The organism is Streptococcus sp. CCUG 71758 (assembly GCF_011714815.1).
Classification (GTDB): domain Bacteria; phylum Bacillota; class Bacilli; order Lactobacillales; family Streptococcaceae; genus Streptococcus; species Streptococcus halitosis.
In genome coordinates, this window is record NZ_RXXO01000002.1 from 460,904 (window position 1) to 482,525 (window position 21,622).

A 21,622-nucleotide genomic window follows, 5' to 3' on the forward strand; every position below is an offset into this window, starting at 1 on the left:
CATATGACAATTTACAATATAAATCTAGGAATCGGTTGGGCGAGTAGTGGTGTCGAGTATGCCCAGGCCTACCGAGCAGGGATTTTTAGAAGTTTAGACCTAGCATCTAAGTTTATCTTTACAGACTTAATTCTAGCAGACAATATCCAGCATTTAACGGCCAATATCGGCTTTGCGGATGATCAGGTAATCTGGCTTTACAATCATTTTACAGATATCAGGCTAGCACCGACCAGTGTTACAGTTGATGAGGTCTTGGCCTCTTTTGGTGGCCTTGAGAGTCATAGGGAGCAGGACGGCAAGGTCTTGCGTGTCTACTTTTCAGACGAGGATAAGTTTGTGACCTGCTACTTGGTAGACTCGGCTAAGAATCTGGTGCAGCATGCAGAGTATGTGTTTGGGGGGAACTTGGTTCGCAAGGATTATTTTTCCTACACGCGCTACTGTACAGAATATTTCGCGCCCAAAGACCAAGTGGCTAGGCTCTATCAACGAAGCTTTTTCAATGAAGATGGCAGCACTGCTTACGATATCTTGTTGACTGAGGGACAGGAAGAGGTCTATCGATTTAAGGACCGGATTCTGTATGGAAAGCCAGCCCTTATGCGCTATTTTATGCAACGTTTGAACTTGAGCAAGTCTGATTTGGTCATCTTGGACAGGGAAACAGGGATTGGTCAGGCTGTTTTTGAAGAAGCACAAAAGGCCCATCTAGCAGTTGTCGTTCACGCAGAGCACTATAGTGAAAATGCTAGTAACCAAGACTATCTCCTCTGGAACAACTACTATGAGTATCAGTTTACAAATGCGGACAAGGTCGATTGCTTTATCGTGTCTACGGATCGGCAGAAGGAAGTTCTCGAAGGTCAATTTGCCCAGTACAGCCAGCATCGCCCACGAATCGTCACGATTCCAGTTGGGAGCATAGATCAGCTGACCGAGCCTGCTAGGGAACGCAAGCCCTTTTCTCTCATTACGGCTTCGCGTCTGGCCAAGGAAAAACACATTGACTGGCTCGTCAAGGCGGTTATCCAAGCGCATCAAGTCCTCCCTGAGCTCACCTTTGACATTTATGGCAGTGGGGGTGAGGAGTCCCTTTTAAGGGAAATCATCACGGCTCACCAAGCGGAGAACTATATCCAGCTCAAGGGGCATGCAGACCTGGCTCAGATCTATCCCCAGTATGAGGTCTATCTGACAGCCTCAACCAGTGAAGGCTTTGGTCTGACCTTGATGGAGGCAGTTGGTTCAGGCTTGCCCCTGATTGGTTTTGATGTGCCTTATGGAAACCAGACCTTTATCCAGGACGGTCAAAATGGCTACTTGATTCTAAGTTCGGATGACCATGTTGAAACGGCGATTAAAAGGGCCTTTGCAGAAAAGATCTGCCAGCTCTATCAGGAAAATCATTTGCCAGCTATGCGAACAGCATCTTATGAGCTAGCTAGAGGATTTTTAACAGATAAAGTAAGGGACAAGTGGAAGAAAACGATAGAGGAGGTCCTGCATGATTCAACTATTTGATCGATATGGCCAGGAAAGTCGAGATTTACATGAAAGTTTAGAAGTTGCTGGTCTGTCCCATGTCACGGTTGTGATCGAGCCAGATGGCTTTCTCCCAGATGGGATTCTTTCTCCCTTTACCTACTATCTAGGTTACGAGTCGGGAAAAGCTCTTTATTTCAACCAAGTAGCCGTACCTGAGTTTTGGGAGATTGCGGGCAATAACCAGTCGGCGCATATCCTAGAGGATTCTCGGGAGAGGGGCGTGATTCACTATGTGGATGCTCCTCAGGCCCGTTTGGTCAAGCAAGTCGACTGGAAGGACCTATCCGGCGGTATCTACCAAGCAGACCACTATAACCGATACGGAGCCTGCTTTGCCAAGACCACCTATAGTGCAGATGGACAGGCTATCCTGACCAAGTACCAGGATGCAAAGGGACAGGAAATTGTACTAGAAAACCATGTGACAGGCGATATCCTCCTAACCTTGCCCGGACAAGCCCTGCGCCATTTTAAAAATCGAGTAGAATTCACGATTTTCTTTTTGCAAGACTTGGGAATCGACACTCGCCACCTTCTCTTTAATACTCTAGCCACCTCTTTCTTGGTCTCATACCATTATCCAGATAAGACTGGACGGGATATTTTAGTCTGGCAAGAACCGCTAGATGATTGTCTTCCTGGAAATATGCAGTTGCTACTGGAGCAAGAGGGGCTGAGAGCTAAGCAGATCCTCATACCAGACAAGGCTACCTATGAACAGGCCTTGGCCTTGACCAATCCAGCCTATCATGACAAGTTTGTCCATCTAGGTTATCATTATCAGTTCAAAAGAGAAAACTTCGTTCGAGCAGATGCCTTGATTGTTACCAACTCAGATCAGATCGAGCATATCGAAACCCTGATTGAGTCCTTGCCAATGGTGAACTTCCGAATCGCGGCAGTGACTGAGATGTCGTCCAAGTTGCTGACCTTGCTTTCCTATCCCAATGTCGTTCTCTATCAAAACGCTAGTCCGCAAAAGATTCGAGAACTCTACCAGCTGTCGGATCTCTATCTAGACATCAATTACGGAAACGAGCTTTTGGATGCTGTCCGTCAAGCCTTCGAGCACAATATGCTCATCCTAGCCTTTGACCAAACAGCTCATAACAGACCTTACACAGCTCCAGAACACCTCTTTGATGTCCAGGCTGTTGGAGACATGATTGCGAAGATTCAAGAAGCTCTCAGCAGTCTTGACAAGATGGGCCAAGCCCTTGGACATCAAGGCCGCCATGCCAACTATGTGGACTTGGCTACTTACCAAGAGAGGATGGAAAGGATAATAGGGGAAGGGCATGACTAAAAAAGATTTATTTTACAAGGATGTCGAAGGACGCATGGAAGAGTTAAAGCAAGGAGCGCTTAAGAAAGAAAAGCCTACCCGAGGAGAAAAGATCAGTAAAACTTTCTCCATTTTACTCGGCATGCTCATCCTTCTTACCCTGATCTTTACATTATTAGGAATCTTGAGGTGAAAATGATGGAAGTTTTGATGCTTATAGGAATAATCCTAGCCGTCGCCTTAATTGTCCTGGTTCTCATCCAACCTCGCCAAAGCCAACTCTTTTCCATGGATGCGACCAGCAATATCGGAAAACCAGGCTACTGGCAGAATAACCGCTTGGTAAAAATGGTGACCCTCTTGATTAGCCTAGCCTTGTTTGTCTTGCTCCTCGTTTTTATGATGGTGACCTATCAGTAAGAACGCGGTACCATTCACAGATAGAGGATACTAGAGACGGGGAAAATACATCTAAATCGGAGGAAAATATGGAAAAACAAATGAATGAAAAAATTATCGAAATCGTGCATCAAGTTAATGATATGATTCCAGTTGAGTGGGATGATTTGTATATTGTAATTGAAATGGACAAAACATGTAGTGGAGAAGTTTATTTTTATTTTAAATATAAGAATGAATATCACTATTATTTATACATTCCTAGAGATTTTGGTGTAGATAAATTCGAAATTTATAGTCAAACAGATCGATTGTTTGAGAAGTCGCAAGAATTAAAAAAAGTATTTGTTGAGAACGACTTGGCAGATTGGTATATTTGTATTATTCACTTAGATGAAAATAATAAATTATCAGTAGACTTCGATTATGCCCCATGGTTGGAAAGTGGTTATGGTCCAAGTGCTCGAATGGACTTGTTTGAATATAAATATCTCGGCAAGCAACCAGCTAATGAAAAAGAACTAGAACAGTTCAAGGCTATGGAAGCCTTCCAAAGAGAACATAATGGGAAATAGTTTGTTTGATAAAAGACCACCATTTAGGTGGTCTTTTGTGGTTTATCAAACGCTGGTCCATAAGGTTTATGGTATACTGGGATTGTAGAGCCAGCAAACTTTAAGAGGAGAATCAAATGAAATACGATAAAATTAAAATTGCACAGGAAATTGCAAGGGCTGTAGGGGGAGTTCCTCAAGCCTATACATTTAGAAATCACGATAACAAATTAGATTTATTCATTGGAGAGAATTGTCCGGATGATTATTTAACAACTGCAGCAACAATCGGTTTATCAGAATATACCATTTATCGTCGAATAAATGGTAAGCCTTTAAGAGTTGAAATCATTGGAGCAGCTGATGCGGAGCTGGAATATTTTCCAAATATTATAGCAGACTGTGGTTTTAATATTGTGAGGGGAGAGTACAGCATCTCTCCAGGTGCAGTCTATCCAAATATTATTAGAAATTACTATCCCAATGCGAAAGTAAATCATATATTCTTCACTCAGCCTTTCTTGTGGGATTTAGAATCTTTTGATTTTGATGAAGAGTATGTTACGTGGTTACAAGCTATCCCGATTACAGAAGCTGAGCTTCAATTTATAGAAAAGCATGGAGCCGAAGTGGGAGCACAGAAGTTAGAGGAATTGTTTGAAGAACATCAGATAGATGTTTATGATTTTATGAGACCTTCTGTAGTGTAATAAATTTTTTATCTTCGTCTAGGGGGTCGGAGGGGAGTTTTTCCTATTTTTAACCTCATCAATATCAGTTGTGAGTCCAACCTCGCTCCCAGTTGACATGCGACCTTCGTAATTGGAAATAAGGCACGAAATTGGAGAAAAGACCACCTTAATGGTGGTCTTTTCTGGTTTATCAAACGTTGGTCTATAGGTTTTATGGTATACTAGGTTTGTAGAGCCAGCAAACTTTAGTGACAACTTTACAAAAAGTGGTGCCCGTGTCCACAATGCATCTGATGATGTCGCTCGAGGCATGAAAGAAGCGGCAGAACAAGTCGGCAAGAAAGCAAGTAAAGAATTCCGCCAAGAAGCCAGCGAGCAGTTGGCTAAGCATAGTGATGATGTAGCGAGTACTTCTAAAGGAATTTCAAAAGAAGAATATAATTCTCTTCGCAAGAAAACACCAAGTCAAGAGATACGCGATCATGTCAATAATATTGATGGAGAAAAATTTGATCCAATTTATGGTTATCCAGTTGAAACCCTCGAAGCAGACCATATTGTCTCTATGAAAGAAATTACCGAAATGGATGGATTTGCTCCTCTATCTGATGTTGATAAGGTAGAGGTTTTGAATCTTGAGGATAATTTTATGGGATTAGGTAAACCTACCAATAGTTCCAAAGGGTCTAAAACTTGGAGTGATTGGCAGGGGCATTCCAAATTAGGAGATATTCCGGCTGAGATAAGAGAAAAAATGATAGCTTTGGAGCGTGAAGCTAGAACGAAGCTACAAAATGAAATTTTCAGGAGGTTGAAAAATGACGGAAGTGCTTGATACAAAAGTAGAGAAGAATGGTTTGATCTTTTACGGGACATTCTCTGAAGGTCTTTTTGAGGAATGGCTCAAAGTTGTGAATGTACTGCCCTCGAAGGAACGAATACAAGATGGCCTGCTAATACAAATCGGTTTCAACATATATAAACTTGTTCAATTGAACATGGACCAATTTAGGATAGTGTCAGTCAACTATGAAACAACCCCTTTTAAAGAGTTTACTGATGATTTGACCTTGGCTCTTTGGATTCAGTCTGAACAAAGCACACTAGCTAAAGAGCTTAATATTGAAGCTTCTGAAATCAGATTTGATGAGAAAATAGTGTTGGCCAAAGGTGTCTTTGAGTGCGAACATTACTATTTGCAGAGACAAGACACTGATCGAAAAGGTGATTCGGGCTGGTTTATTGGCTATCAAAATCAAGATACAGATGATTTTGTTGCTATGTATGCTTTTGAAATATTGAAAAAGAATCCAAAACTAATAAAATCTTTGATTCTACCAGTGGACTACCTAGTAGTAGTTAATGGTGGAGATATTCAAGCGATTCTGAATGAGCAAGATGAGGAAGTTTTTTCTGCTTCGTAAAGCTACCCGACTTATTTGGGAGGGAAAGCAACCTATTTTAGATTTTCTATGAATGAGGGGAATAGCATCTAATAGTTTTGTCTATAAACTGAAAAAGGAGGAAAACATGCTAGAAAACTTTATTAAAGTGTCAGACATGCCCCAAGAAGTGATTGAAAAGTATAAGGGTCAAGTTCCAGCGGAGTTGCTACAAATTTGGCAGGAAGATGGTCTGGGAACCTTTTTAGATGGTTATCTAAAAGTCATCAATCCAGATGATTATCTAGAGCTTCTCCAAAATAGCTATTTCAGAGGAGACATTGCTTTTCCAATGTTTGTGACGGCATTTGGAGATATTATTACTTGGGAAAAGAATGCCTACGTGGGAATTGTCCAATATAATATTCAGGATATGGATATTATTTGTAAGGGTCTGGATTTATTCATTCGATTTTTAGATAATTCATATGTGACTGATAACTTTGAACTTAATTTATATAGGCAAGCTGTTGCCAAACATGCTCAATTAGCCTACGATGAGTGTTTCGGTTTCGTTCCACTTTTGGCATTAGGAGGCTTTAAAGATGTAGACCACATGGATAAGGTAAAAGTCTTGGAGCACATTTACCTCATGTACCAACTTACAGGTGGTGTGATGGACGACTAGGAGTTGCTATTTCTTTATTGAGAATAGTACGAGAGGAAGAACTTCCCTTCCAAATGCAAAACAAAAGAACCTCAGAGGAATTCTCTGAGGTTCTTTGCGTTTTAGTTTCCATATTTTTGGTAAAAATCGACCTTAACCTGGATAAAGGTTTCGGCTTCGCGTAGTAGTTGCAGGAGGGTAGCACGGGTTTCAAACTCCTCACGTGTTTTAGGGAGACTCCGATTGCGGAAGACTTGCAGATAGCGTTCGATGTCATCAAGTAGGTCATGAGCAGGATTGGTCTGACTTAGCTGGGCAGCAATCTTAGAAAAGAGCTGGGCCAAGATCAAACTCTCACTTGCGGCCAGATGACAGGTATTGATCTGCTGGGCCATATTTCGCAGGATGCGACTTTGTCGCTGTCTCATCTCAAAGTAATGGATGTGGTAGTCCGTCTGGTGAAAGAGATGATCCGAGTGATCCAGGTAGACCAGTTTAAGAGCTTCATCGAGGAGCTTGTCTAATTGGTCAACGAGTTGGGCTTGATTGCGTCCGTCTCCTCTTGACAGATAGTATTTAAAGCGAAGCAGGATGTCTTTTAACTTTTCCTCGACCTGAAGGTGGTAGCTTTGGATGGCTTTCTCACGAGAGGGCATATAAAGGTTGACCAATAGAGCAAAGCTTGTCCCGATGAGAAAGAGGAGCACTTCATTAAGCAAGAGCTCTGGAGAGGTAGACTCCTGTACCAAGAGATGGCTGACCAAGACACTGCTAGGGGTGATGCCGATTTCCCAGCCCATTTTGTAAGTAAGAGGTACATAGAGAGCCAGATAGAGGCCCAGGCTCCAGATGTGAAAGCCTGTCAGCTGAAAGGCTAGAACACCGATAGCCAGCGCTAGGAGCATGGAAAAGAGGCGGTTACGTGCTAATTTCAGCGTGCTTCTGCGTGTGTCGGAGAGGCTTAAGAGAGCGATGATTCCAGCTGAAACTGCTGATGATAAATCTAAAAAATAAGCGAGTAAACAAGCGAGACAGGTCGCTAAGACCAGTTTGGTCGTGCGTTGAGTGAGAGACATGAAAATTTCCTAAACTAATAGAATCAAGTGTTTAACGAGGAGTCAGAGACTAGGGGCGAAGTTTTCGGTTTGTAGCATACTCGGCAACCGCTGTAAAGAGGACATCTGTTGAAGAGTTCAGGGCTGTTTCGCAGGAATCTTGCACGACTCCGATCACAAAACCGACTCCGACAACCTGCATAGCCAAGTCGTTGGAAATCCCAAAGAGGCTACAAGCTACAGGAATGAGGAGAAGGGATCCCCCAGCGATTCCAGAGGCCCCGCAGGCAGAAATGGCAGCCACGACACTGAGCACAAATGCTGTCCCAAAGTCTACCGAGATTCCGAGTGTGTTGACAGCAGCCAGGGTCAGGACATTTATGGTAACTGCAGCGCCAGCCATATTGATGGTCGAACCAAGCGGGATGGAGACAGAGTAGGTGTCAGGATTCAGTCCCAAGTCTTGGCAGAGTTTCATATTGACAGGGATATTGGCGGCAGAGCTACGAGTGAAAAAGGCTGTAATACCACTGACACGTAGACATTTCAAAACAAGGGGATAGGGATTTTTCCTCATAAAGAGAAAGGCGATGAGCGGGTTGATGATGAGAGCAACAAAGGCCATAGTAGCAATCAAAAGTCCTAGGAGGACACCGTAGTTAGCCAAACTAGCAATGCCCTTGTCAGAGATGGTCTTGAAAACCAAGCCTAAAATCCCAAAGGGAGCTAGGTTGATAATCCATTCTACGATTTTAGAGGTGACATCCGCCATGGTTTTCAGTAATTCTTTACTGTGTTTACTTGCCTCTCTCATAGCCAAGCCAAAGATAACTGCCCAAGAGAGAATCCCGATATAGTTGGCTTCAACAATGGCATTCAAGGGATTGTCCACCAGTTTGAGTAGTAGATTGCTGAGGACTTGACCAATACCGTCAGGAGCAGCAACTTCTGTATTTGCGTTGGTCAGGGTGATTTGTACAGGCAGTAAGAAACTAGCTAGAACGGCTACCAATGCAGCAGCAAAGGTTCCGAGCAAGTATAGGAAAATAACCGTCTTCATATTGGTGTTTTGTCCCTTTTGGTGTTGGGAAAGGGCATTGGCAACAAGGGCAAAAACCAAAATAGGAGCGATGGCTTTCAGTCCACCTACAAAGAGATCTCCAAGCAGGCCAATTCCTGTAAGGTTTGGAAAGAGCATTCCTAATGTAGCTCCCAAGATCATTCCAATAAGGATTCGTTTGATGAGGCTTGCCTTGGTCCAGGCTCTAATGATTCGTTTCATAGCAGTCTCCTTCAAATGTATTGTTTATAATTATAGTATAAATATGCTATATAGGCAAGTGATATTTTGAAAATAGGGCCGATAATTGAATAATTATGAAAGAAAAGAGAAGGGCGATTTTATGGTATAATAGGGAAAAGGAGTTTTATATGCAAGATTTTTTTCAACGCTATTTTGATAAACTTGATTTAACAACCATATTAGAGAATCTCTTGACCAAGGTGATTTCTCTTTTGATTTTGTTTTTACTATTTTATATAGCTAAAAAGATGCTTCATGCAACTGTACGAAAGATTGTCAAGCCCTCGCTTAAATTTTCCAATCGAGATGCAGGAAGACAAAAGACTATCTCCCGTTTGCTGGAGAATGTCTTTAACTACATTCTTTATTTCTTTCTGCTCTACTGTATCCTGTCTATTTTAGGTTTGCCAGTTTCTAGCCTCCTTGCTGGTGCGGGGATTGCCGGGGTGGCCATTGGTATGGGGGCGCAAGGCTTTCTATCCGATGTCATCAATGGCTTTTTCATCCTCTTTGAACGCCAGCTTGATGTGGGCGATGAAGTGGTTCTCACAAATGGACCGATTACCGTTTCTGGAAAGGTCGTTAGCGTAGGGATCCGTACAACTCAACTGCGAGGTGACGATCAAGCCCTTCACTTTGTTCCAAATCGTAATATCACCGTCGTCAGCAATCTATCTCGTACTGAATAGGCCGGCTATTTTAGCAGATTTGTGGTACAATAGAAGGAGTTTGGTAAAGGAGAGAGTATGCTATTTGTAGAGAAAAAATTAGGTCACGATTGTACGTGGATAGACCTTGATGTAGACAAGATTAAAAACATGGAAGACCTTTCGGATGTCTATGGATTGGACAAGGAAACCATCGAGTATGCTCTGGATAGAAATGAGCGTGCCCACATGGACTATCACCGTGAAACGGGAACGGTAACCTTCATTTATAATGTTCTTGACTTAGAAAAAGACAAAGAATATTATGAAGCGATTCCGATGACCTTTATCGTTGAAAAACAACGGCTGATCACAATTAGCAACCACAAGAATAGTTATGTGATTAAACGAATGGCATCCTACCTTGAAAGCCATGAAGTTGTTTCAATCTACAAATTTCTTTTTGCCAGTTTAGAGATTATTAGCAATGCTTATTATCCAGTGATTGAAGAGATGGATAAAGGTAAGGATGAAATCAGTGCACTTCTTCGTCAAAAAACAACTAAAAAAAATCTTTTTGCTCTCTCTGACTTGGAAACTGGTATGGTTTACCTGACTGCTGCTGCCAAACAAAATCGTCTCCTCTTGGAACATATCCAAGGACATGCCCTTTATCGCAGTTTTAACGAAGTTGAGAGAGAACAGTTTGACGATGCCATGATTGAAGCGCATCAGTTGGTTTCGATGACAGACTTGATTTCTCAAGTTTTGCAACAACTCTCAGCCTCTTACAACAACATCCTAAATAATAATCTAAATGATAATTTGACAACTTTGACAATTATCTCAGTCTTACTAGCTATCCTTGCGGTTATTACAGGATTCTTCGGAATGAATGTTCCCTTACCGTTTGCAAATGAACCAAATGCTTGGATTTATATTTTGCTAGCTAGTCTCATTTTATGGGTAGTCTTAGCCCAATATTTAAAGAATATTGCTAGAAATTAAAAAGAAAAGGAGCCAGAATGGCGATTGAAAATTACATGCCAGATTTTGCTGTGGAAGCAGTTTATGATCTGACAGTCCCAAGTCTGCAGGCGCAGGGGATCAAGGCTGTTTTGGTCGATTTGGACAATACCCTCATTGCTTGGAACAACCCTGATGGGACGCCAGAGATGAAGCAATGGCTACATGACCTTCGTGATGCAGGTATTCGCATCATTGTTGTTTCAAATAATACCAAAAAACGGGTACAACGCGCAGTTGAGAAGTTTGGGATTGATTACGTTTATTGGGCCTTGAAGCCTTTCACTTTTGGGATTGACCGTGCCATGAAGGAATTCCACTATGAGAAAAATGAAGTGGTCATGGTCGGCGACCAACTTATGACGGATATACGAGCAGCTCACCGTGCAGGTATTCGCTCGATCTTGGTCAAGCCCTTGGTCCAACATGACTCTATCAAAACGCAGATTAACCGAGTTCGCGAGCGCCGTGTCATGCGAAAAATCACTGAAAAGTACGGACCGATTACATATAAAAAAGGAATCTAACTATGGAAGAAATTCTCTGTATTGGTTGTGGAGCAGCCATTCAGACGACAGACAAGGCTGGACTTGGCTTTACCCCCCAGTCGGCACTTGAAAAAGGTTTGGAGACTGGCGAAGTCTATTGCCAACGTTGTTTCCGTCTCCGTCACTACAATGAAATCACGGATGTCCAGTTGACAGACGATGATTTTCTCAAACTCTTGCACGAGGTGGGAGACAGTGATGCCTTGGTGGTCAATGTCATTGATATCTTTGACTTTAATGGCTCTGTCATCCCAGGCTTACCACGTTTTGTATCGGGCAATGATGTCCTCTTGGTGGGAAATAAAAAAGATATCCTGCCCAAGTCAGTTAAGCCAAGCAAGATTAGTCAGTGGCTCATGGAACGTGCCCACGAAGAAGGGCTTCGTCCAGTAGATGTTGTCCTGACTTCAGCCCAAAACAAGCATGCCATCAAAGAAGTCATTGATAAGATTGAGCATTATCGTAAGGGCCGCGATGTCTACGTAGTTGGGGTAACCAACGTTGGAAAGTCAACCCTCATCAATTCCATTATTCAAGAAATAACGGGTGATCAGAATGTCATTACGACTTCACGCTTTCCAGGGACAACCTTGGACAAGATTGAGATCCCGCTTGACGACGGGTCTTATATCTACGATACACCGGGGATTATCCACCGCCACCAGATGGCCCACTACTTGACGGCTAAAAACCTCAAGTATGTCAGCCCTAAAAAGGAAATCAAGCCAAAAACCTATCAGCTTAACCCTGAACAAACCCTGTTTCTAGGTGGTCTCGGACGCTTTGACTTCATATCAGGAGAAAAGCAAGGATTCACAGCCTTCTTTGACAATGAACTCAAACTCCACCGTACCAAGCTAGAAGGCGCTAGTGCCTTTTATGACAAGCATCTGGGAACTCTTCTCACACCACCAAATAGCAAAGAAAAAGAAGATTTTCCAAAACTAGTCCAACATGTATTTACCATCAAGGACAAGACAGACCTAGTCATCTCAGGACTCGGCTGGATCCGCGTAACAGGCACCGCCAAAGTCGCCGTCTGGGCACCAGAAGGCGTCGCCGTCGTCACACGCAAAGCAATCATTTAAACACAGAAAGGAAAGAGTTGTCTGGATTAGGGCGAGCTCTGCGAGCCCATAACGAATACTTTTCGCCGTGGTGTCAGTTGGTACAAGGAGTTGTACCAACTGCGGAAAATTTGAGACCTTAGGCTCAAATTTTAGTCATGAAAGTCCGAAGGACTTTGCTGACGTCCGTCACCACTTCAGAAAAGTATTAAAAGAAACTCTTTTTAAGAAATTATGTCATTAACATCAAAACAACGTGCCTTCCTCAACAGCCAGGCACACACCCTCAAACCCATCATCCAAATCGGGAAAAATGGTCTCAACGACCAAATCAAAACCAGCGTCCGTCAAGCTCTTGACGCTCGCGAATTGATTAAAGTTACGCTCTTGCAAAACACAGATGAAAACATCCACGAAGTAGCTGAAATCTTGGAAGAAGAAATCGGTGTGGATACGGTCCAAAAAATCGGACGCATCTTGATTTTGTATAAACAATCTAGCAAGAAAGAAAATCGCAAGATTTCCAAGAAAGTCAAAGAAATCTAAAACCTACTCCAAACAACTGTTTATACAGAGAATTAAAGGAAGACGAGCCTATGGCAATCGAATTATTGACTCCCTTTACCAAGGTAGAGTTGGAGCCAGAAATCAAGGAGAAAAAACGCAAACAAGTCGGGATTTTAGGCGGAAATTTTAACCCTGTTCACAATGCCCATCTTGTTGTGGCGGACCAAGTACGACAACAGTTGGGACTAGATCAGGTCCTGCTTATGCCCGAATACCAACCACCTCATGTAGATAAAAAGGAAACCATTCCCGAGCACCATCGGCTCAAGATGCTTGAGTTGGCGATTGAGGGGATTGAAGGTCTGGACATTGAAACCATTGAGTTAGAGCGTAAGGGCATTTCCTACACCTACGACACCATGAAGATTTTGACAGAGCAACATCCAGATACGGATTATTACTTCATTATCGGGGCTGATATGGTGGACTATCTGCCTAAGTGGTACCGAATTGATGAGCTGGTCGACATGGTTCAGTTTGTAGGGGTTCAGCGTCCACGCTACAAGGCAGGGACTTCCTATCCAGTTATCTGGGTGGATGTGCCTCTCATGGACATCTCGTCCAGCATGGTGCGTGACTTCATTGCCCAAGGTCGGAAACCTAACTTTCTCCTACCTCAGCCAGTGCTAGACTACATCGAGAAGGAGGGGCTTTACTGATGGCATACCAAGACTATATCAACTGCTCCCGCGAGGCTTTGTTGAAAAAAATGGCAGAGCTTCTGCCTGAAAAACGCTTAACCCATTGTCTGGGTGTAGAGCGTGCAGCCATAGAACTTGCGAAACGATTTGGAGTCGATGCCGAGAAAGCTGGTCTAGCAGGCCTTCTTCATGATTATGCTAAAAAGCTGTCAGATCAGGAATTTCTAGACTTGATTGACCATTATCAGCTAGACCCTGACCTCAAAAACTGGGGCAATAATGTCTGGCATGGCATGGTTGGTATCTACAAGATTCAGGAAGATTTGGATTTGCATGATTCAGAAATCCTGCGAGCTATTGAAATCCATACAGTCGGTGCTGGTCAGATGACAGACCTAGACAAGGTTGTCTACGTTGCAGATTATATCGAGCATAACCGCGCCTTTCCAGGTGTGGATGTGGCGCGTGAAATTGCTGAGCTATCGCTCAATAAGGCAGTGGCCTACGAAACAGCTCGTACCGTGGAGCATCTAGCTCATCAGGGATTACCCATCTATCCCCAAACCCTTGAAACCTATAACGCCTTTGTGCACTATTTGAAAGAGGACTAAATGAACGAAAAAGAATTACTAGAACTAGTCGTGAAAGCGGCTGATGAGAAACGTGCGGAGGATATCCTCGCACTTGATGTACAAGATTTGACCAGCGTGACGGACTACTTTGTCATCACGAGCTCAATGAATAGCCGCCAGTTGGATGCTATCGCTGACAATATCCGTGAAAAAGTAGCCGAAGCTGGTGTTAAAGGCAGCCATGTCGAAGGCGATGCAGCTGGAGGCTGGGTTTTGCTAGACCTCGGTGGTGTCGTTGTGCATATCTTCTCAGAAGAAATGCGTGCCCATTATAACTTAGAAAAACTATGGCATGAGGCGAGCTCAATAGACATTTCAGAAGCCTTAGCATAGGATATGAACTCAGTTGCAGTCAACTGGGTTTCTTTGCTTATTTTAAAAGAAATTGATGGAAAGGTGAGGGCGACGTGTTTGGTTGATCTTGAAACTGAACACGAGCTAAAAGCTGCGAGAAAAAGAGTAACTTCCTTTGTATCTGATGATACAGCAGAAAGTTTCCTATTTTCTCTTAGTCTTTAACGCTCTTTGTATCTTAGAAAGGATTTGAACCCGTCCTGTAATCGTCGGAAAATAGATAGCCTTCCTTGGAGCTCGGCTCCATCGTCAAGCTCCTAATTTTCATTCCGATTACGGGCGGACTTGGTATCATGATTATGGCAACTTATGAAACCTTTGCGGCTGTTTATGATGCGGTCATGGATGACAGTTTATACGATAAATGGACGGATTTTTCCCTCCGTCATTTGCCAAAGACCAAGGAGAGAAAGAAACTCTTGGAATTGGCTTGTGGAACAGGTATCCAGTCTGTCCGCTTTTCTCAAGCTGGTTTTGATGTGACAGGACTTGACTTGAGCGCTGATATGCTGAAGATTGCGGAGAAAAGAGCTACTTCAGCCAAGCAAAAGATTGATTTTATCGAAGGTAATATGCTGGATTTATCCAAGGCTGGTAAGTACGACTTTGTTACGTGTTACTCGGACTCTATCTGCTACATGCAGGATGAGGTGGAGGTAGGGGACGTATTTAAAGAAGTGTATAATGCCCTCAATGAAGACGGAGTATTCATCTTTGATGTGCATTCGACCTACCAGACAGATGAGGTTTTTCCAGGCTATTCCTACCATGAAAATGCGGAAGATTTTGCCATGCTTTGGGATACCTATGAGGACGAAGCTCCTCACTCCATCGTGCATGAGTTGACTTTCTTTATCAAGGAGGCTGACGGTTCCTTTAGTCGTCACGATGAAGTGCATGAGGAGCGGACCTATGAAGTTTTGACCTATGATATTTTGCTGGAGCAGGCTGGTTTCAAGTCTTTCAAACTCTATGCGGACTTTGAGGACAAGGAGCCAACAGAAACCAGCACCCGTTGGTTTTTTGTCGCGCAGAAGTAGGAGAACATCATGACCATCACAGGTATTATCGCAGAGTTCAATCCTTTTCATAATGGGCACAAATACTTGCTTGAGCAGGCGGAGGGACTGAAAATCGTTGCCATGTCTGGGAATTTCATGCAGCGTGGAGAACCTGCTATCGTAGACAAGTGGACACGGGCTCAGATGGCGCTGGAAAATGGAGCAGATCTGGTAGTGGAATTGCCCTTTTTAGTCAGTGTTCAGGCGGCAGATTTCTTTGGCCAAGGAGCTGTGGATATCTTGGCTCGCTTGGGCATTGATACCCTCGCTTTCGGGACGGAGGAAGTTCTGGATTATCAGAAAATTGCTGACCTATACACGGAGCAAGGCACTGAGATGGAGAAATTTGTGGAAAATCTGCCTGATTCCCTTTCCTATCCTCAGAAAACCCAAGCCATGTGGAAGGAATTTGCAGGTCTTGATTTTTCAGGCAATACACCCAATCATGTTCTAGCTTTGGCCTATGCCAAGGGGGTTGCGGGACGTAGAATCAAACTCCATCCGATTCAGCGTCAGGGGGCTGGTTATCATTCTGTGGACAAGGAAGTGGACTTTGCCTCGGCAACAGCTCTCCGTCAGCATCAATCAGACCAAGATTTCTTAGAACGCTTTATGCCTTCTGTTGCCCTCTTTGAAAATGCTAATAAGGTGAGTTGGGATGACTATTTTCCCTTGCTCCGCTATCAAATTTTGTCAAATCCAGACCTAACGACCATCTATCAGGTCAATCAAGAAATGGCAGTGCGTATCAAGGATGCCATCAAGATAGCCCAGTCTGTTGAAGAATTGGTCGAGGCAGTTGTGACCAAGCGTTATACCAAGGCGCGTGTCAGACGCCTCTTGACCTATATCTTGGTGCAGGCCAGAGAAAGCGACTTGCCAGAAGGCATCCATGTCCTTGGCTTTACCGAAAAAGGTAGACAGCATCTCAAGTCTCTGAAAGGGCAGGTTAATCTAGTCAGCCGAATTGGCAAAGAACCTTGGGATGCCATGACTCAAAAGGCAGACCAGATTTACCAACTAGGACACCCAAGTATAGCAGAACAGAATTTTGGCAGGGTTCCGATTAGAATAGAAACAAACTAAGTCTACTAAAAGGTAGGCTTTTTTAGAAGATTTTCGAATAAATAGATAGAAAAGAAAAATCTTGTACAAGTTCCTGACAATTTCTTTCTTTTTGTGTATAATAGTGGAAAAGAGGTAAAACGAGGTATGGTTATGGAAGCAGTTCTTTACTCAACATTCCGAAATCATTTAAAGGACTACATGAAAAAGGTAAACGATGAGTTTGAGCCTTTAACGGTGGTCAATAAAAATCCAGATGAGGATATTGTAGTCCTTTCAAAGAGCGAGTGGGATAGTATTCAGGAAACCCTGAGAATCGCTCAAAATAAGGAACTTTCTGACAAGGTCTTGCGAGGAATGGCTCAAGTTCGTGCTAGAAGCACTCAGGTGCATGTGATTGAGGAGTGAGGAATGCTGCTCAAATTTACAGAAGATGCCCGGGCGGATTATTGCTATTGGCAAAACCAAGATAAGAAAACATTAAAAAGAATCAATAAATTAATCAAGGATATTCAACGCGATCCTTTTGTAGGAATGGGGAAACCAGAACCACTCAAGTATGACTATCAAGGAGCTTGGTCGCGGCGCATTGATGCAGAAAATCGCTTGATTTATATGATGGATGGAGATAGCGTGGCTTTCTTATCCTTTAAAGATTATTACTAAGTCTATTGAAAGGTAGGCTTTTTTATTTTAGAAATTTTAGATAGTCAATTGAAGATAAAGTTTTTTGGAAAATGATAGATTTCCTAAGTTAGAAAATCAGTGAAAAATTATTAGTATAATAATTAGATTCTTGTCCCTTGAATCCGCTTTATAACTCTTATTTTGTGGTATAATGAAGAGAATTGTTAATATTAAAAACAGGGGAAGCAAATGTCTAATTTCAAAGAAAAACTACCGCTATTCCAGTCGAACGATGTTCAGATTTCAAATGTAGTCAATGCAGTTTGGTCGATTGCCAATACCTTACGTGGGGCTTACCGTGCAGATAAGTATCGAGATGTCATCATTCCGATGTTTGTCTTGACTCGCTTAGAAGCTGCTTTATTGCCAACGAAAGATGAAGTAGTTGCACTTTATAAGTCAAATCCCAATACGCCTGAAAAAGTTCTTGAGAATAAATCTGGCTACAAATACTATAATACCAGTTCTTTCACGCTAGAAAATCTCCAAAATGATCCTAATGCGATAGAAGAAAATTTCATCGACTACCTAGATGGTTATTCTTGTCGTGTGAAGGACATTATCGAAAACCTTAAGTTTAAAGAGCAGGTCCGCACACTTGCACAGTCTGGACGTCTTTTTACAGTGATTAAGAAATTTTCTCAGATTGATTTATCGCCAAGTTCTGTTGACTCTATGGTGATGGGCTATATGTTCGAGGATATTATCCGCCGTTTTTCTGAAAATGAGGAAGCAGGTTCCCACTATACGCCTCGTGAAGTAATTGCTCTAATGGTCAATCTTCTCTTGATCGAAGCCGATGAAGAATTATTTGTCGATAAAAAAGAGTTGAAAATCTTAGATATGGCTGCTGGGACAGGTGGTATGCTAGCGACAGCCAAAAGTTATATCCGTAAGCTCGATACAGGGGCAACTGTCCGTCTTTTTGGTCAGGAAGTTTTACCTGAGACTTTCGGGATTGGTCAAGCGGATATGTTGATTCGTCAGGAAGACTCGGACTATTTCGTGAAGACCGATACCTTAAAAGATCCGGATCCATTCCCAGATAAGAAGATGAGTTTTGTCATTGCCAATCCTCCTTTTGGTCAATCCTGGGGCGGGAAAGATGCAGATGATGGCGTAGAAGACGCAGTTAAAAGAGACCATAATCTCTTTGAGAGTACAGAAGGTCAACAAGGACGTTTTGTAGCGACTCCGGGAACTGGCGATGCCCAACTGCTTTTTCATCTTCATGCGTTAGCGAAATTAGAAGAAAATGGTCGAGCTGCTATCATCTCAAATGGTTCCCCTCTCTTTTCTGGAGGTACTTCATCTGGGGAAAGTCAGATCCGCCGTTACATCCTTGAGAATGACTTGTTGGAAGCTATTATTGCCCTTCCAGGACAGTTTTTCTACAATACAGGGATTGGAATTTATATCTGGATTTACAATAAAAATAAATCTCCTGAGCGTCAAAACAAGGTCCAGTTTATCGATGCGACAGAGGAGTTTGTCCCTTTGCGTAAGTCACTTGGACAAAAACGTCGTGAGTTGTCTCAAGACAATATCCGCCAGATCCTCCAATGGTATGATGATTTCAAAGAAAATGACCATGTGAAAATCTTTGATAAGGAAGAGTTTCTTTACCGAGAATATACAGTCATGCAACCTCTGCAACGTCGTGGCTGGATTACTGAAGAAACCATTGAAAAGGCAAAAAGCGTTCCTTTCCTAGCTAAACTGTTTGACGAATACCAGTTTCAAGAATTGCTAGAGATGGAACCACGCTCAGCCAAGGATGAGAAGAAATTACAAGACTTTGAAGCTGGGAAGGCCAAGCAAGAAGCTATCTTAGATGCTCTTCGTGAGGGAATTACAGATGACAGTTATCCTAACTTTGAAAGCTTTGTCCAAGTCATTAAGGACTTGTTGGGAGACATCAAGGTAACGCCTGCCAACATAAATGCTTTAGCTTTGGCTATGAGTGAAATGGACAAGACGGCAGAAGTCATCCGTACTAAGAAGAAGGACAAGCCAAATGAGATTGCTGGAGGGATTGTCTATGATAAGACCACCAAGGACAGTGAAATCGTCAAACTGACAGAGGATGTGGAAGACTACTTTGCTCGTGAGGTCTATCCCCATGTACCTGACGCCCACTACTGGTTTGATGAAGAAAAGGGCTATGGAGCCGAGATTCCTTTTACCCGCTATTTCTATAAATACCAAGCACCAGAAAGTGCAGAGAAGCTTTTGGAAGAGTTCTATGACCTAGAAGCAGAGCTACAGACTCTCTTGGAGGAACTAAAACATGACTAGGATGAAAGAGAGTGGCATCGACTGGATCGGACAGATACCAGAAGAGTGGGAGATGTCTAAAATAAGATATTTAGTAGCTACTAGAAGTGAAAAAAGAATAACAGACTCTTCTGTACCTTATATAGGACTAGAAAATATAGAAAGTCAAACTGGGAAATTTGTTGAAACTGGTATACAAGTTGATAAGAGTGAAAATATTGTAGTCGAAATTGGAGATGTTTTATTTGGGAAGTTAAGACCATATTTAAGAAAATATTGGCGAGCCACTTTCACTTCAACGGCTAGCTCAGAATTTCTTGTGTTTCAATCTTCAGAATTAGATATGAATTTTTTATACTATGCTATTCAAAGTGATAGTTTTATTGAAGAAGTTAATACTTCAACTTATGGTAGTAAAATGCCTAGAGCAAGTTGGGAATATATAAAAAATATGAGAATTGCTTTTCCAACAAGTCTTGTTGAACAACAAAAAATAGCTGGTTTTCTTGATAAGAAAACGGCCCAGCTGGATAAGGCAAAAAATCTACTGGAGGAGCAAATTCAAAAACTAAAAGACTACCGCGCAAGCTTGATTTATGAGACTGTCACAAAGGGACTGGACAAAACAGTCCCAATGAAAGATTCAGGAATCGACTGGATCGGACAGGTTCCTCAAGGGTGGGAGATTTCTAAAATAAGATATTTAGTAACTACTCGAAGTGAAAAAAGAATAACAGACTCTTCTATACCTTACATAGGATTAGAAAATATAGAAAGTCAAACTGGGAAATTTGTTGAAACTGGTATACAAGTTGATAAGAGTGAAAATATTGTAGTCGAAATTGGAGATGTTTTATTTGGAAAGCTAAGACCATATTTGAGAAAATTTTGGCGAGCTACCTTCCCTTCAACAGCTAGTTCAGAATTTCTTGTGTTTCAATCTTCAGAATTAGACATGAATTTTCTCTACTATGCTATTCAAAGTGATAGTTTTATTGAAGAAGTTAATACTTCTACTTATGGTAGTAAAATGCCTAGAGCAAGTTGGGAATATATAAAAAATATGAAAATTACTTTTCCATCAAGTCTTGTTGAGCAACAAAAAATTGCTAATCTTTTGTATGAAAAAACCGCTCAAATTGATAACCTTATACAAATCAAGAATCAGCAAATTAAAAATATTAACAAACAACGACAAACTCTTATTTATGATTATGTGACAGGGAAGAGGAGGGTGTAATGGATACAGAAATAGGAGAATATAGTTATTCCATTCGATGGATTTTTGAGGATTCTAAAAAACATGAGTTAGATGCTAAGACACTATTAAAATCTGAACAAAATTTAGCTGATTTTTTATATGAAATAACCAATCAATTTGGTCTCTCAATTGAAATTAGAGCATTGGCGAGAGATAAAGGCAGTTTTAAATCGGAGTTTAAAATTTTATGGAAAAAGAATCTAGACAAAATTTTTATAGCTGGTATTACGTCTATTATTTCAATAAGTCTTACTGCTTTTTTTCAACAAGTTCAAGAACCTAAAAGTACAACGTTAGATCGTGAAAAATTAGTACTTGATTTACAAGAAAAAATAAATAAGGGAGATCTGACACTAGAACAGGCAAAGACATACATTGAAGAATTTTCTAGCCTTGCTAAGTACAAAAATGCTTTTTTTAAAGCAAATAAAATTGATAAAGAGATTTCAGAAATCGAGATAACACAAGAAGGGCAAGTAACCAGTAATATAGGTAGTGGCGAATTTAATAATTACATTTCTAATAACCAGACTAGTGAGACAGTTATTTACGATGCTAAAGTTTATATTATATCTCCTGTGTTAGTAGCTGGTGTAACAGAAAAGTGGACAGGTGAGTATGAAGGGGATAAAATACGTTTTAGTATCAAGGACAAGGATTTTTTAGAAAAATCACAAAACAAAGTTATCTCGTTCAACACAGGTTTTTTCATAAGATGTAAATTACGAAAGATTGATAAAAGTATTGCTGGTAAGGAGCAGTGTGCATGGGAAGTTCTGGAAGTTACTCATTATGCTGTAGATGATGAACATGTCGTCGAATTTGAACACCGTATAAAATCTAAGAATAAAGAAATTTCTGGTCAAATGACCTTATTTGACTGATAGAAATTTGATTGGAATGT

Annotated in this window: 26 protein-coding genes; 24 read left to right on the top strand and 2 right to left on the bottom strand. The window is 41.7% G+C overall.

The genetic code is table 11. The features are described from left to right. Positions 1–3 precede the first annotated feature (3 nt). From gtfA to EKB01_RS05705, 9 genes are all read left to right on the top strand, one after another. A complete protein-coding gene (gtfA, locus tag EKB01_RS05665) occupies positions 4–1,524 on the top strand; it encodes an accessory Sec system glycosyltransferase GtfA (protein ID WP_167266031.1) in 1,521 nt (506 codons plus the stop codon). Continuing rightward, positions 1,508–2,854: an accessory Sec system glycosylation chaperone GtfB gene (gtfB, locus tag EKB01_RS05670; RefSeq protein WP_167266033.1), complete on the top strand. Its 1,347-nt coding sequence runs from the start codon at positions 1,508–1,510 to the stop codon at positions 2,852–2,854. The genes gtfA and gtfB overlap by 17 nt, the downstream gene beginning before the upstream one ends. Then, positions 2,847–3,026 (top strand): accessory secretory system protein Asp4, encoded by a 180-nt coding sequence (asp4, locus tag EKB01_RS05675; RefSeq protein WP_033583412.1) that lies wholly within the window; start codon positions 2,847–2,849, stop codon positions 3,024–3,026. The genes gtfB and asp4 overlap by 8 nt, the downstream gene beginning before the upstream one ends. Positions 3,027–3,028: 2 nt before the next feature. Beyond that, positions 3,029–3,253, top strand: coding sequence for an accessory secretory protein Asp5 (locus tag EKB01_RS05680; RefSeq protein ID WP_025169573.1), 225 nt, complete (start codon positions 3,029–3,031; stop codon positions 3,251–3,253). 68 nt (positions 3,254–3,321) lie between these two features. Beyond that, the gene (locus EKB01_RS05685; protein WP_167266036.1) at positions 3,322–3,807 is read left to right on the top strand and encodes an immunity protein YezG family protein; all 486 of its coding nucleotides are present in this window, start codon (positions 3,322–3,324) and stop codon (positions 3,805–3,807) included. 116 nt (positions 3,808–3,923) lie between these two features. Beyond that, on the top strand, positions 3,924–4,496 hold the full coding sequence (locus tag EKB01_RS05690; protein WP_000872725.1) for a suppressor of fused domain protein: 573 nt from the start codon (positions 3,924–3,926) through the stop codon (positions 4,494–4,496). Positions 4,497–4,788: 292 nt separating this feature from the next. Then, positions 4,789–5,313: a hypothetical protein gene (locus EKB01_RS05695; protein WP_000656481.1), complete on the top strand. Its 525-nt coding sequence runs from the start codon at positions 4,789–4,791 to the stop codon at positions 5,311–5,313. Beyond that, the gene (locus EKB01_RS05700) at positions 5,297–5,902 is read left to right on the top strand and encodes a hypothetical protein (RefSeq protein ID WP_000141226.1); all 606 of its coding nucleotides are present in this window, start codon (positions 5,297–5,299) and stop codon (positions 5,900–5,902) included. The genes EKB01_RS05695 and EKB01_RS05700 overlap by 17 nt, the downstream gene beginning before the upstream one ends. A gap of 106 nt (positions 5,903–6,008) precedes the next feature. Continuing rightward, positions 6,009–6,548 carry a T6SS immunity protein Tdi1 domain-containing protein gene (locus tag EKB01_RS05705; RefSeq protein WP_000892206.1) on the top strand — a complete coding sequence of 180 codons (540 nt, stop codon included), beginning with the start codon at positions 6,009–6,011 and terminating at the stop codon, positions 6,546–6,548. Between the two features lie 101 nt (positions 6,549–6,649). Here EKB01_RS05705 and EKB01_RS05710 read toward each other — a convergent pair whose 3' ends face one another. Beyond that, entirely contained in the window at positions 6,650–7,603 is a 954-nt protein-coding gene (locus tag EKB01_RS05710; RefSeq protein ID WP_000060064.1) for an aromatic acid exporter family protein, read from the bottom strand. A 49-nt stretch (positions 7,604–7,652) separates the two neighbouring features. Then, positions 7,653–8,864, bottom strand: coding sequence for a serine/threonine transporter SstT (gene sstT, locus EKB01_RS05715; RefSeq protein WP_000821325.1), 1,212 nt, complete (start codon positions 8,862–8,864; stop codon positions 7,653–7,655). A gap of 149 nt (positions 8,865–9,013) precedes the next feature. On the opposite strand from sstT, the gene EKB01_RS05720 reads away from it, so the two are divergent. The 15 genes from EKB01_RS05720 (at position 9,014) to EKB01_RS05790 (ending at position 21,602) form a co-directional block, all read left to right on the top strand. Next, the gene (locus tag EKB01_RS05720; protein ID WP_001150569.1) at positions 9,014–9,574 is read left to right on the top strand and encodes a mechanosensitive ion channel domain-containing protein; all 561 of its coding nucleotides are present in this window, start codon (positions 9,014–9,016) and stop codon (positions 9,572–9,574) included. 57 nt (positions 9,575–9,631) lie between these two features. Further along, entirely contained in the window at positions 9,632–10,540 is a 909-nt protein-coding gene (locus tag EKB01_RS05725) for a magnesium transporter CorA family protein (RefSeq protein WP_000899712.1), read from the top strand. Positions 10,541–10,557: 17 nt separating this feature from the next. Continuing rightward, entirely contained in the window at positions 10,558–11,085 is a 528-nt protein-coding gene (locus tag EKB01_RS05730) for a YqeG family HAD IIIA-type phosphatase (protein WP_000963745.1), read from the top strand. A 2-nt stretch (positions 11,086–11,087) separates the two neighbouring features. Beyond that, positions 11,088–12,194: a ribosome biogenesis GTPase YqeH gene (gene yqeH / locus EKB01_RS05735; protein ID WP_000391169.1), complete on the top strand. Its 1,107-nt coding sequence runs from the start codon at positions 11,088–11,090 to the stop codon at positions 12,192–12,194. Between the two features lie 213 nt (positions 12,195–12,407). Then, complete coding sequence (gene yhbY, locus EKB01_RS05740; protein WP_000060171.1) at positions 12,408–12,719, top strand: ribosome assembly RNA-binding protein YhbY; 312 nt, start codon at positions 12,408–12,410, stop codon at positions 12,717–12,719. Between the two features lie 50 nt (positions 12,720–12,769). After that, positions 12,770–13,399: a nicotinate-nucleotide adenylyltransferase gene (locus EKB01_RS05745; RefSeq protein ID WP_000963715.1), complete on the top strand. Its 630-nt coding sequence runs from the start codon at positions 12,770–12,772 to the stop codon at positions 13,397–13,399. Then, on the top strand, positions 13,399–13,992 hold the full coding sequence (yqeK, locus tag EKB01_RS05750) for a bis(5'-nucleosyl)-tetraphosphatase (symmetrical) YqeK (RefSeq protein WP_000331237.1): 594 nt from the start codon (positions 13,399–13,401) through the stop codon (positions 13,990–13,992). The genes EKB01_RS05745 and yqeK overlap by 1 nt, the downstream gene beginning before the upstream one ends. Beyond that, positions 13,993–14,346: a ribosome silencing factor gene (rsfS, locus tag EKB01_RS05755; RefSeq protein WP_001003013.1), complete on the top strand. Its 354-nt coding sequence runs from the start codon at positions 13,993–13,995 to the stop codon at positions 14,344–14,346. A gap of 320 nt (positions 14,347–14,666) precedes the next feature. Beyond that, on the top strand, positions 14,667–15,407 hold the full coding sequence (locus EKB01_RS05760) for a class I SAM-dependent methyltransferase (RefSeq protein ID WP_008279438.1): 741 nt from the start codon (positions 14,667–14,669) through the stop codon (positions 15,405–15,407). Between the two features lie 9 nt (positions 15,408–15,416). Continuing rightward, positions 15,417–16,514, top strand: coding sequence for a nucleotidyltransferase (locus tag EKB01_RS05765; RefSeq protein WP_125389445.1), 1,098 nt, complete (start codon positions 15,417–15,419; stop codon positions 16,512–16,514). Positions 16,515–16,646: 132 nt separating this feature from the next. After that, positions 16,647–16,901, top strand: coding sequence for a type II toxin-antitoxin system Phd/YefM family antitoxin (locus EKB01_RS05770; RefSeq protein WP_208288069.1), 255 nt, complete (start codon positions 16,647–16,649; stop codon positions 16,899–16,901). A gap of 3 nt (positions 16,902–16,904) precedes the next feature. Further along, positions 16,905–17,159, top strand: coding sequence for a Txe/YoeB family addiction module toxin (locus EKB01_RS05775; protein ID WP_044021244.1), 255 nt, complete (start codon positions 16,905–16,907; stop codon positions 17,157–17,159). Between the two features lie 210 nt (positions 17,160–17,369). Further along, positions 17,370–19,478, top strand: coding sequence for a class I SAM-dependent DNA methyltransferase (locus tag EKB01_RS05780; protein WP_044021243.1), 2,109 nt, complete (start codon positions 17,370–17,372; stop codon positions 19,476–19,478). Then, entirely contained in the window at positions 19,471–20,697 is a 1,227-nt protein-coding gene (locus EKB01_RS05785) for a restriction endonuclease subunit S (RefSeq protein WP_167266039.1), read from the top strand. Before EKB01_RS05780 ends, EKB01_RS05785 begins: the two co-directional genes overlap by 8 nt. Beyond that, the gene (locus EKB01_RS05790) at positions 20,697–21,602 is read left to right on the top strand and encodes a hypothetical protein (RefSeq protein WP_044021240.1); all 906 of its coding nucleotides are present in this window, start codon (positions 20,697–20,699) and stop codon (positions 21,600–21,602) included. The genes EKB01_RS05785 and EKB01_RS05790 overlap by 1 nt, the downstream gene beginning before the upstream one ends. Positions 21,603–21,622 lie beyond the last annotated feature (20 nt).